Source organism: Synechococcus sp. EJ6-Ellesmere (assembly GCF_024345875.1).
Lineage (GTDB): Bacteria > Cyanobacteriota > Cyanobacteriia > PCC-6307 > Cyanobiaceae > Regnicoccus_A > Regnicoccus_A antarcticus.
Window position 1 is genome coordinate 1 of record NZ_JAGQBY010000117.1, and the last position, 10,016, is coordinate 10,016.

A 10,016-nucleotide genomic window follows, 5' to 3' on the forward strand; every position below is an offset into this window, starting at 1 on the left:
CCGGGATCCGCTCCTCAATCGACACGTAGGAGAACAGGGAGCCGCTGCGCTCCCGGTGACCTCGCATCTGGACTGGGCAGTTGGCCCATTTTCGCAGATTTGGGCGGGTTTTTCAGCAAACTCTTAAGGAGCCGCTTCGGATCCACGTCGCCAGCGCAGCTCCCCGTCCGCCCCCGCCCGCCAGCGCAGGGTCTCGCTCAGGAGCCGTCCAAGCAGGAGCTGGGGCAGCGCCCGCTGCTCCCCCAGCACCCGCCGCGGTACGAGCGTGGCGGCGGCGATTGCCCGGCCAGGTTCACCGCTCCAGCGGGCCAGGCGCGTCACCCCCTCCAGCAGGGGCAGGGTCACGCCCGCCAGGGTGCCGTCCTCCAGCCGGCAGCTGCCGTCTTCCACCAGCAGCACCCGTTCATCCCAGCGGTGGCGCCCTTCCGTCAGGCCATAGGGTCCGAGCGCGTCGCTCACCAGCAGCACCTGCTCGGGTGCCAGCCGCTGCAGCAGCACCGCCATCGAGGGGGCCACATGCACCCCATCGGCGATCAGCCCGAGCGCCACATCGCCGCGCAGCAGGGCCGCCGCCACCGGACCGGGGGCTCGGCGGTGCAGGTCGGGCATGGCATTGAAGACATGGGTGAGCATGCCCACCCCCACCGCGAACGCCCGCTCGGCCTCCGCCTCCGTGGCTGCGCTGTGGCCCAGGCTCACCACGATGCCGTGCTGCCGCAGGGCGGCGATCACCGCTTCGGCCCCCTCAAGTTCCGGGGCCAGGGTCACCAGGGCGATCTCCTGTTCATGGCCGTTGATCCGCTCCTGCAGGGCCTCAAGGCTGGGGACCGCCAGGTGAGCCGCCGGGTGGGCGCCGCGCCGAGCCGCTGCCAGGAAGGGACCCTCCAGATGGGCGCCCAGCAGCTGGCAGCGTCCGGGCTGGTGCTGGAGGCGGGCCTGCTGCAGCACGGCCACGGCCTGGCGCGGGGGAGGCACGGCGCAGGTCACCAGGGTGGGACAGATCGCTGTCACCCCATCGGCCCAGAGCAGTTCCAGCAGCTCCAGCAGCCGCGGCAGGTCGGCCGGCTCCAGTTCGGGGAAGGCCAGTCCCAGGCCTCCGTTGATCTGCAGATCCACCCCCGTGGGGCTGATCCAGTCGCCGCCCCAGTCGTCGCCGGCCGCGCAGCTGCCGGGCTCGAGGGGCAGCACCCGCACGATCAGCTCCCGGCCATCCACGCCGAGGCGCCAGCGCCGCTCGGAGCCATGGCTGCACGTCGAAGCCTGGGGCAGACGGACGTTGCTGATCCAGCGCACGGTCATCGGCTCCGGGGCGAACGGGCGGGGAGAATGCCATCCTCGCCGCACGGCCCCTGCCGCCCCTGCCTTGACCCTCGAACCCGTTTCCGCTGCCGCCGCCGTTGAGGGAGTCAACCCGCCGGCGCCCAGCTCAGGGGCGGCGCCCCTGGTGGCCGTGGTGATGGGCAGCGATTCCGATCTGCCGACCATGCAGCCGGCGGTGAAGGTGCTCCAGGACTTCGGTGTGGACGTGGAGGTGCGGGTGCTCTCGGCCCATCGCACCCCGCGGGAGATGGTGAACTTCGCGGAAGCTGCCGCCGGCCGCGGCCTCAAGGTGATCGTGGCGGGGGCCGGCGGCGCCGCCCACCTGCCGGGAATGGTGGCGGCACTCACCATCCTGCCGGTGATCGGTGTGCCGGTGCTGAGCCGGGCCCTGTCGGGGGTGGATTCGCTCCATTCGATCGTGCAGATGCCGGCCGGAATCCCCGTGGCCACGGTGGCCATCGGCAATGGCACCAATGCCGGTCTGCTGGCGGTCCAGATCCTGGCCACGGCCGATCCTGCCCTGGCCGAGCAGCTCAGGCAGCATCGCCTGGGGCTCCATGATCAGGTCTGCGCCAAGGACGCCCGCCTGAGTGAGCTTGGCAGCACGGCCTATCTGGCCGCCATGGAGGGCTGAAGGATGGTGAAGTCGGGCTCTTCAACAGCTCCTGGGGCGGCACAGCGGCCGGCGGCGGCCCCCTGGATCTGGTGGCTTCTGCTGTTCTGCGCCGGTGCTCTCAGCCGCTGGCTCACCCGCACGGAGCTGGTGCAGGCCTGGGATGCGGGCAACTTCGTGCTGGCGCTCACCGACTTCGACCTGGATCGCCACCAGCCTCACCTGCCCGGTTGCTTCTGGTGGCTGATCAGCCTCGGACGCCTGAGCCTGCCGCTCACCGGCGGCAATGGGGTGGCGGCCCTGGAGCTGGTGAACGCCCTGGTGTCGGCGGCGGCGTTGCCCTTCGGCTGGATCCTGGCCCGGCGCTGGGGCGGGCAGCGGGCCGCCTGGTGGATGGTGGTGCTGCTGTTCAGCAGCCCCCTGCTCTGGTTTTACGCCAGCCAACCCCTCAGCTACGGCACCGAGCTGGGCTGGGTCATGGCGATCGCCTGCTGCTCCTGGTTCGTGGCCGAAGGGGATCCGCGCTTCCTGCCCCCCCTGGCACTGCTGATGGCCACCGCCGGTGGCATCAGGCCGAACACCCCGCTGTTTCTGTTTCCCCTGGTGCTGCTGTGCTGCCTCAGGGGCTGGCGCCGGGGCCTGCAGCCCTGGCGGCTGCTGGTGTCGGTGGCCCTTGGCCTCGGGGTGCTGGTGTGGTGGGGCCAGGCTTTTCTGGAGGAGGCGGGTGGCCTGGGGCCATTCTGGGCGCAGTTGATGGCCTGGAAAGGGGACCATGCCCAGCAGGCCTCCGACCGCGGGGTGCTCGGCAACGGCTGGTTGCTGATCCGCACGGTGGCGCTCACGGCCCCGGCTGGTCTGGGCCTGGCCCTTGGCCCCAGCTGGGCAGGGCCGGCCGCCAAGGCCCCTGGACCGCTGCCGCGGCAGGACCGGCTCTGGCGGCGCTGGTTCATCGCCCTCTGGGTGGTCCCCTCGGCGTTCTATCTGCTGGTGGTTCATTTCACCCGCATGGGCCACGCCACCACCATTCTTCCGGCCGTGCTGTTGCTGCTGGCCGCCCGCCTGGCGGAGCGGGCCGACGGTGGCGGGGCGCTTCGCTGGCCCCGGCCCCTGCTGCTGGTGCTCGCCCTGCAGTGTGCCCTCTTTCTGCTGGTGCCCGGGGATCGCTTTCTCGAGAATCTGCGCTCCTACGATCACGACTGGGGCCTGGCCATCCGTGCGGTGAACCGCTTCGATTAAGCCACCACCCTGGTGGTGGTGACCGGCCGCTCCAACCGCCGTGCCTACCGCCTGCCCTCGGTGCATCTCCCCGCCTACGACCATGGCGAAGCAGATCTGGTGCTCGACCAGCGGGACGAGAGCATTGAGGTGCGCCCGCCCCTGCGGCGCGTGCTGCTGATCGATCGCGGGCTCTCGGTGCAGCCGGGTGATGTGCCGGGCGGCCGGTTCGAGCCGCTGATTCCTGGGCGGCTCCAGCTGATCGAGGTGGCGGTGCCCGCCTCAGGTCTTGAGGTGTTCCGCCGGCAGGTGAAGCCCCTGCCCTCAGCCGAGCAGGACCCGGCGGCAGCGGTTCCCTCACCATGATCCGCCCGGCCCTGTTCACCGCCTGGCAGCGGCTGGGCCTGGCCCTTCCCCTGCTGGTGCTCAATTTCTGGGTGCTGCGTCAGCTGTTGTTGCCGCTCGCGCCCTTCCCGGCTCTGTTCCTGACTGCGGCACTGATCGCCTTTCTGCTCGATCTCCCCAGCCGCTGGCTGACGGGCCGCGGCCTGCCCCGGCCCCTGGCCCTCGCCCTGGTGCTCGGTCTGGGCTTGCTGGTGCTGGTGCTGGTGGCCCTCTGGATCATTCCCCTGCTGGTGGAGCAGCTGGCGGATCTGCTCACAGCCTTGCCGGGCTGGTTTGTGGAGGCGGAAACCCTGCTCAATCAGGCCCAGGCCTGGGCGGTGGAGCATGGTCTGCCGGCGGATTTCGGTGACCTCAGCAGTGCCCTTCTCACCCGCTCCACCCAATACGCCTCGCAGCTGAGCCAGAAGCTGCTCGGACTGCTCGGCGCCACCCTCACCCTGACGATCAACAGCGTGATCGTGATCGTGCTGGCCATCTTCCTGCTGCTGGGCGGCGAGTCGATCAGCCGCGGCCTGGCCCGCTGGTTGCCGGCCAGCTGGCGGGAGATGGTGCTGGGCACCGTGAACCGCACCTTCCGCGGTTACTTCGGCGGCCAGGTGATCCTGGCGCTGATCCTGAGCGCGGCCCAGATCGTGGTCTTCACCCTGCTGGGGATTCCCTATGGCGTGTTGTTCGCCGTGGCCATCGGGTTCACCACCCTGATCCCCTATGCCAGCGCCTTCACCATTGTGCTGGTGAGCCTGCTGCTGGCCCTTGAGGATCCCACCACCGGCCTGGAGGTGCTGGCGGTGGCGATCGCCGTGGGCCAGGTGGTCGACCAGGTGATCCAGCCCCGCTTGATGGGCAAGATCGTGGGATTGCAGCCGGCCTGGCTCCTGCTCAGCCTTCCGGTCGGGGCCCGGATCGGCAGCCTGCTGGGCCTCGGGGACCTGCTGGGCCTGCTGCTGGCGGTGCCGGTGGCCAGTTGCCTCAAGGCCTTCCTCGATGAGGTGGCCCGGCGCCTTGGGCTGCCTGAGCCAGAATTACCGCCCAGGCAGGCGGCCATGGCACGGATGTTCAGCCCGCCGCGATCAACCCCTGACGCTCCAGGTAGCTGATCACCTGGGCCACGTTCTCCTCCAGCCTGCCGCTGGTGTCGACCAGCAGTTCAGGGGACTCCGGAGCTTCATAGGGACTGGAGATGCCGGTGAACTCCTTGATCACGCCGGCACGGGCCTTGGCGTAGAGCCCCTTGGGATCACGCTGCTCGCAGACCGCCAGGTCGGCGGAGCAGTGGATCTCGATGAAATCGCCACGCTCCACCAGGGCCCGGGCCCGATCGCGGTCGGCCCGGAAGGGCGACACGAAGGCGGTGAGGGTGATCACGCCGGCGTCGAGGAAGAGCTTGGCCACCTCGCCGATGCGACGGATGTTCTCCTCCCGGTCGGCATCGGAGAACCCCAGGTCCTTGCAGAGGCCATGGCGCACGTTGTCGCCATCGAGCAGGTAGGTGGCCAGTCCCCGCTGGAACAGCTCCACGTTCACGGCGTTGGCCAGGGTGCTTTTGCCAGCGCCCGAGAGCCCCGTGAACCAGAGGATGGCACTGCGGTGGCCCCGCTGGCTGGCGCGGGAGTCGCGGTCCACCGAGGCCTCATGCCAGACGATGTTGGTGGCTTTGCTGTCGGCGGGGGAGCTGGTCATCGACGGCGCGGGTATGGGGAGAGCGGTGGGGCGATGGTCTCACCTTTCCGCCACCCCTGGTGGCCTGGAGTACTCCAACGGCTGATCAGCCTCCAGCCTGTCTGGGCCGGAAGCCCTCCGCCGTGAGCGTCTCCAGGCAGGTGGTCACTTGATCCCCCTGCAGCTCGATCACGCCGTTCTTGAGGGTGCCGCCGCTGCCGGCGGTGGCCTTCAGGCGCTTGAGCAGGGCCCGGGCGTCGGCGTCACTGATCTCCAGCCCGGTGATGGCTGTCACGGTCTTACCGCCCTTGCCCGCCTTCGTGCGCTGCACCCGTACCCGTTGCTGCGGAAGCGGGGCCGCCGCTCCCGCTCCCGCAGCCGCTGGCCGGGCGGTACTCGCCGCGGCACTGAATTCCTGCCAGCCTCCCTTGCCCATGGCGCCCGTTGCCGCTACGCCTTCCATCACAGCGCACCCCTGAGCCGATGGATCTGCCGCCTGTCCGCTTCGAGATGCTGCGCTTGAACCTGAACCCCCGCCCAGCGGCGCCGGCCTGCATCCCGGTGCCCGGGCCCGATGCCCAGGCCCTGAGTTTTTCGATGGCGGAGGCGCCCCCCTGCCGCGATCCCGCGGCGCGGCTTGCCATCGACGAGCCCCCGGGCTGGCCGCCGGCCCGCTCCGCTGGAGGCGACAGCTGGACCCTGCCACCGCCGCCGGTGCCGCCGCGGCCCGCTTCCTAGGCTGGAGCACCCCGATCGATCACCGGTGACGAGCACCCTCCCCCCGATCCCGCAGGATCCCGCTGCCCTGGAGGAGGGGGCCCGCCCCAATGCTCTCGGGCGATTCGGGCGCTATGGCGGCCAGTACGTTCCTGAAACCCTGATGCCCGCCCTGGCGGAGCTGGAGCAGGCGGCGGCTGAGGCCTGGGCTGATCCCGCCTTCACCAGCCGGCTCGATCATCTGCTCAAAACCTATGTGGGTCGCCCCTCGCCGCTCTACGAGGCCGAGCGGCTCACCGCCCACTACCAGCGCCCCGAGGGTGGCCCCCGCATCTGGCTGAAGCGCGAGGACCTCAACCACACCGGTGCCCACAAGATCAACAACGCTCTGGGTCAGGCGTTGCTGGCCCTGCGCATGGGCAAGCAGCGGATCATCGCCGAAACCGGCGCCGGTCAGCACGGCGTGGCCACCGCCACCGTCTGTGCCCGCTTCGGTCTGGAGTGCGTGATCTACATGGGCGCCGAGGACATGCGCCGCCAGGCCCTGAACGTGTTCCGCATGCGCCTGCTGGGGGCCACGGTGCAGCCGGTCACGGCCGGCACCGCCACCCTTAAGGACGCCACCAGCGAGGCCATCCGCGACTGGGTGACCAACGTGGAGAGCACCCACTACATCCTGGGGTCGGTGGCCGGACCCCACCCCTACCCGATGCTGGTGCGTGATTTTCACGCGGTGATCGGCGAGGAAACCAAGGTCCAGTGCCAGGAGGCCTTCGGCCGCCTGCCCGATGTGCTCCTCGCCTGCGTGGGCGGTGGCTCCAACGCCATGGGTCTCTTCCATCCCTTCGTCACCGACACCTCCGTCCGTCTGATCGGTGTGGAGGCCGCCGGCGATGGCGTGGCCACGGGCCGCCATGCCGCCACGATCACCGAAGGCCGCGTCGGGGTGCTGCACGGTGCCATGAGCCTGCTGCTGCAGGACGAGCAGGGGCAGGTGCAGGAGGCCCACTCGATCAGTGCCGGTCTCGACTACCCCGGGGTGGGCCCCGAGCACAGCTACCTGCAGGAGCTGGGCCGGGCCGAGTACGCCGCCGTCACCGATCAGGAGGCCCTTGATGCGCTGCAGCGGGTGAGTTTGCTGGAGGGCATCATCCCGGCTCTGGAAACGGCCCACGCCTTTGCCTGGCTGGAGCAGCTCTGCCCCACCCTGGCGCCGGGCACCGAGCTGGTGATCAACCTCTCCGGCCGCGGCGACAAGGACGTGAACACCGTGGCCGACAGGCTCGGGGACCAGCTGGCCAGCTGATCCGCAGGCTCAGGCCACGGGATCCTGGGCCTGCTCCCAGGGAAAGCGGGGGAGGCTCTGCATCGCCTGGCGCTGGCTCTCGATCCAGATCCGGTTGATTTCGGCGATTTCGCGGGCGCCCCGCTCCAGCCTCTGGTGGTGCGCCACCGCCAGGCTGTCGCGGGGGTAGAGGGCCACCTCGAAGGGAGGCCCCACGGTGAGGTTGGAGCGGCGGGTGATCACCTGCGACACCAGGCAGAGCCGGGCTGCATCTTCCAGCGACATCCGGCAGTGCCCCACCGAATCGAGCGGGGGCTTGCCGTACTTGCTCTCCCCGATCTGCAGGAACGGTGTTTCGGGTGTGGCCATGATCGCGTTGCCCTGGGGGTAGATCAGGTACAGGCCATGGGGCTGGCCGGCGATCTGGCCGCCGAGGATGAAACTGGCCTCGCCGCTGGCGCCCACCTGGTGCAGCGCCGAGTGGTTCTCGTTCTGCACCTCCACACTCAGCCGGCCGATGTAGGCGGCCACCTCGACCAGATAGCTGGCACTGAGCAGATCGTGTTGTCTGGAAGCCCCGCCGGAACTCCCCTGACCGACCAACGGCAGCCCCGCCAGGCCAGGCCCATCGCGCCGGGCCTGGTTCAGGTCGCGCTTGATGTGATTGATCACAGCCTGGGTTGTGGCCAGGTTGCCGGCGGCCAGGAGCATGAACAGCCGGTCGGGAGCCGGCTCGAAGGTGTGCAGCTTCCGGTACGACGAGATGTAGTCGACGCCGGCGTTGGTGCGGGAGTCGGAGGCCATCACCAGGCCACTTTCCAACCAGAACCCCACGCAATAGGTCATTCGGTTGGGGCCTCAGCTGAGCAGACGCTGCAGGCTAGTGGCCACCGAGCGCACCGCTGAGATCGCTGTGGCATAGGCCATGCGCATCGGCCCCAGCAGAGCCACCTGGCCTTCGCTGCCGTCTCCGCTCCGGTAGGTGGCCCGCACCACGGCGCAGTGGCGCAGGGCGGGATGGGGATGCTCCGCCCCGATCCAGATCCCCTCCGGGTCCTGCTGCCGCGATGGTTGCAGCAGGCGCAGAGGCTCCTCCTCCACAAGCTGCAGCAATGGACGGAGATCGGCGCTGCGGCTGAATTCGGGCTGGGCCAGCAGCCCGCCCATGCCCACGACCACGGCACCGTCGCCATCGCTGCTTCGGGCCTGACGGTGGCTGCGCAGGGCCTGGCGCAGCACGCCGCCGCTGGTGCGCAGCTGGGAGGGGAGGCTCTCCCAGCGGATCAGGCCCCCGGGGGGGCGGTCCAGTTCTGTCTGCAGCCACCCCTCCAGGGCTGGCAGCTCCGGTCTGGCCCCAGGGGGCAGGCGCAGGTTGAGGCTGCTGGCCACCAGGGCGTTCTCCACCAGCAGCACCAGCAGCCGCTCGCCGTTGGGCACCAGCCGGATCGCCTGCAGGCGTGACTCGGCCCGCTGCGGACGGGTGATGAGACTCATCAGACCAGTGAGATCGGCCAGGCGACGGGCCAGGTGGAGCAGCAGATCATCGAGGGCCGCCCATTGCAGGCTCAGGCCCAGCAGTTCCCGCTGCAGTTGCACCGCCCCGGCCCCTGGGGCCGGCAGCAGCGCATCCACGTACAGGCGGTAGCCCTGCTGGCTGGGGATGCGGCCGGCTGAGGTGTGGGGCTGCAGCAACAGGCCCCGTTGCTCAAGCGCTCCCATGGTCGAGCGCACCGTGGCTGCACTGGCGGGCAAGCCGAAGCGGCGGATCAGGGTGCGGCTGCCCACCGGCTCCATGGTGTCGACGTAGTGATGCACCGTGGCCTGCAGCACCTGCTGTTGGCGGTGGGGCAGGGCGATCACATGCGCGCTGGCGGAATGTCTGGGCCTGATGGTAAAGAAGAAGTCTTCACTCCAGCCAGTCTGTTGCGGCCAGGAAGGGATCCAGCCCTGACGATCAGCCCTCAGTAGCGCGGCACCGAGGGATCCACCTCCACGCTCCAGGCGTCGATGCCCCCCTGCAGGTTGAGCACGTCGTCGTAGCCCTGGGCCTCCATCAACCAGCAGGCGAACTGCCAGCTGCGGATTCCGGCATGGCAGAGCACCACCACCGTCTGGTCCCGCCCGATCAGGCTCTCGATGCGCTCCAGCCATTCGGCTGAGCGGCTGAGCGGCAGATGCAGCACCGGCTCTTGCAGCGCGGCCATCTCCAGTTCAGCCGGTTCGCGCACGTCCACCAGCAGCAGCGGTTCGCCGCTGAGCAGCCGTTGCTGGAGTGCGCCGGCGCGGATGGCCCTTGGGGTCGGGGTGGTCATGGCATCCATGGTGACGCGATCGGCTCGGTACTGGGCCCTGGGGCTGTCAGCGGGCATGGTCATGGATGAAGATGACAGCACCCTGTGTGCGGCGCATGAAGGCTCGCCCCTTCCTGGCGGCTGTGCTGACGGCAGCACTGCTCCTGCTCTCCCTGGGGGGAGGCTTCTGGTGGCTGGCGCTCCGTCAGAGTCCCCTGCGCCTGGAGCAGCAGCCGCTGCACCTGCCCCTGGCGGCCCGCTTCGTGCCGCGCACCGCGCTGCTCAGTCTTCACCTGCTGGTGGAACCCGACGACCTGGTGGCCTACGCCAGGGCCGTGTCTCCCCCGCCCCAGCGCCGGGGAGCGGCCGAGCTGATGCTGAACCTGCGCGATGGTGCCTTCGCCACGGCCGGCCTCGACTATTCCAGAGAGCTGGCCGGCTGGCTGGGCCCTGACACCAGCCTGGCTGTGATCGCTCCTGAGGGGAGCGGCGGTCCCAGCGGGTGGGTGCT

The 10,016-nt window shown here is 69.8% G+C and carries 13 protein-coding genes; 7 read left to right on the forward strand and 6 right to left on the reverse strand.

Translation table 11 applies throughout. From position 1 onward, the window contains the following. Window positions 1-123 precede the first annotated feature (123 nt). On the reverse strand, window positions 124-1,299 hold the full coding sequence (locus KBY78_RS12560; RefSeq protein ID WP_255143866.1) for an N-acetylglucosamine-6-phosphate deacetylase: 1,176 nt from the start codon (window positions 1,297-1,299) through the stop codon (window positions 124-126). Window positions 1,300-1,456: 157 nt separating this feature from the next. Between KBY78_RS12560 and purE the strand changes: the two genes are divergently transcribed. The 4 genes from purE to KBY78_RS12580 are packed head-to-tail and all read left to right on the forward strand — an operon-like array spanning window position 1,457 to window position 4,650. Beyond that, window positions 1,457-1,954, forward strand: coding sequence for a 5-(carboxyamino)imidazole ribonucleotide mutase (gene purE, locus KBY78_RS12565; RefSeq protein ID WP_255143876.1), 498 nt, complete (start codon window positions 1,457-1,459; stop codon window positions 1,952-1,954). Window positions 1,955-1,957: 3 nt separating this feature from the next. Then, a complete protein-coding gene (locus tag KBY78_RS12570) occupies window positions 1,958-3,169 on the forward strand; it encodes a hypothetical protein (protein ID WP_255143867.1) in 1,212 nt (403 codons plus the stop codon). An 18-nt stretch (window positions 3,170-3,187) separates the two neighbouring features. Beyond that, window positions 3,188-3,514 (forward strand): hypothetical protein, encoded by a 327-nt coding sequence (locus KBY78_RS12575; RefSeq protein ID WP_255143868.1) that lies wholly within the window; start codon window positions 3,188-3,190, stop codon window positions 3,512-3,514. Further along, on the forward strand, window positions 3,511-4,650 hold the full coding sequence (locus KBY78_RS12580; RefSeq protein WP_255143869.1) for an AI-2E family transporter: 1,140 nt from the start codon (window positions 3,511-3,513) through the stop codon (window positions 4,648-4,650). Before KBY78_RS12575 ends, KBY78_RS12580 begins: the two co-directional genes overlap by 4 nt. On the opposite strand, the gene cysC is transcribed toward KBY78_RS12580, so the two are convergent. Both cysC and KBY78_RS12590 read right to left on the reverse strand, forming a co-directional pair. Continuing rightward, window positions 4,610-5,233 carry an adenylyl-sulfate kinase gene (gene cysC / locus KBY78_RS12585; protein WP_255143870.1) on the reverse strand — a complete coding sequence of 208 codons (624 nt, stop codon included), beginning with the start codon at window positions 5,231-5,233 and terminating at the stop codon, window positions 4,610-4,612. The two genes, KBY78_RS12580 and cysC, sit on opposite strands and share 41 nt — an antisense overlap. An 85-nt stretch (window positions 5,234-5,318) precedes the next feature. Further along, a complete protein-coding gene (locus tag KBY78_RS12590) occupies window positions 5,319-5,648 on the reverse strand; it encodes a translation initiation factor (protein WP_255143877.1) in 330 nt (109 codons plus the stop codon). Between the two features lie 47 nt (window positions 5,649-5,695). On the opposite strand from KBY78_RS12590, the gene KBY78_RS12595 reads away from it, so the two are divergent. Together KBY78_RS12595 and trpB are read left to right on the forward strand one after the other, a co-directional pair. Continuing rightward, window positions 5,696-5,950: a hypothetical protein gene (locus KBY78_RS12595; protein ID WP_006172294.1), complete on the forward strand. Its 255-nt coding sequence runs from the start codon at window positions 5,696-5,698 to the stop codon at window positions 5,948-5,950. Window positions 5,951-5,975: 25 nt separating this feature from the next. Continuing rightward, window positions 5,976-7,235, forward strand: a complete 1,260-nt coding sequence (gene trpB / locus KBY78_RS12600; protein ID WP_255143871.1) for a tryptophan synthase subunit beta — start codon at window positions 5,976-5,978, stop codon at window positions 7,233-7,235. Window positions 7,236-7,244: 9 nt separating this feature from the next. Here trpB and KBY78_RS12605 read toward each other — a convergent pair whose 3' ends face one another. The 3 genes from KBY78_RS12605 to KBY78_RS12615 all read right to left on the reverse strand — a co-directional run bounded on the left by KBY78_RS12605 (window position 7,245) and on the right by KBY78_RS12615 (window position 9,589). Beyond that, window positions 7,245-8,018, reverse strand: coding sequence for a 20S proteasome subunit A/B (locus KBY78_RS12605; protein WP_255143872.1), 774 nt, complete (start codon window positions 8,016-8,018; stop codon window positions 7,245-7,247). Between the two features lie 54 nt (window positions 8,019-8,072). After that, window positions 8,073-9,074: a heat-inducible transcriptional repressor HrcA gene (locus KBY78_RS12610; RefSeq protein WP_255143873.1), complete on the reverse strand. Its 1,002-nt coding sequence runs from the start codon at window positions 9,072-9,074 to the stop codon at window positions 8,073-8,075. A gap of 101 nt (window positions 9,075-9,175) precedes the next feature. Further along, window positions 9,176-9,589 (reverse strand): rhodanese-like domain-containing protein, encoded by a 414-nt coding sequence (locus KBY78_RS12615; protein WP_255143874.1) that lies wholly within the window; start codon window positions 9,587-9,589, stop codon window positions 9,176-9,178. Between the two features lie 8 nt (window positions 9,590-9,597). Here KBY78_RS12615 and KBY78_RS12620 point away from each other — a divergent pair. Continuing rightward, window positions 9,598-10,016: DUF3352 domain-containing protein (locus KBY78_RS12620; RefSeq protein ID WP_255143875.1), on the forward strand; the 419-nt coding region annotated here is incomplete at its 3' end.

Excerpts from the sequence above, each read along its gene's own strand:
- KBY78_RS12570 (WP_255143867.1), top strand. The coding sequence starts at position 1,958 with ATGGTGAAGTCGGGCTCTTCAACAGCTCCTGGGGCGGCACAGCGGCCG.
- KBY78_RS12605 (WP_255143872.1), bottom strand. The coding sequence starts at position 8,018 with ATGGCCTCCGACTCCCGCACCAACGCCGGCGTCGACTACATCTCGTCG.
- KBY78_RS12595 (WP_006172294.1), top strand. The coding sequence starts at position 5,696 with ATGGATCTGCCGCCTGTCCGCTTCGAGATGCTGCGCTTGAACCTGAAC.
- cysC (WP_255143870.1), bottom strand. The coding sequence starts at position 5,233 with ATGACCAGCTCCCCCGCCGACAGCAAAGCCACCAACATCGTCTGGCAT.
- KBY78_RS12560 (WP_255143866.1), bottom strand. The coding sequence starts at position 1,299 with ATGACCGTGCGCTGGATCAGCAACGTCCGTCTGCCCCAGGCTTCGACG.
- KBY78_RS12580 (WP_255143869.1), top strand. The coding sequence starts at position 3,511 with ATGATCCGCCCGGCCCTGTTCACCGCCTGGCAGCGGCTGGGCCTGGCC.
- KBY78_RS12590 (WP_255143877.1), bottom strand. The coding sequence starts at position 5,648 with ATGGGCAAGGGAGGCTGGCAGGAATTCAGTGCCGCGGCGAGTACCGCC.
- KBY78_RS12615 (WP_255143874.1), bottom strand. The coding sequence starts at position 9,589 with ATGACCATGCCCGCTGACAGCCCCAGGGCCCAGTACCGAGCCGATCGC.
- purE (WP_255143876.1), top strand. The coding sequence starts at position 1,457 with ATGGGCAGCGATTCCGATCTGCCGACCATGCAGCCGGCGGTGAAGGTG.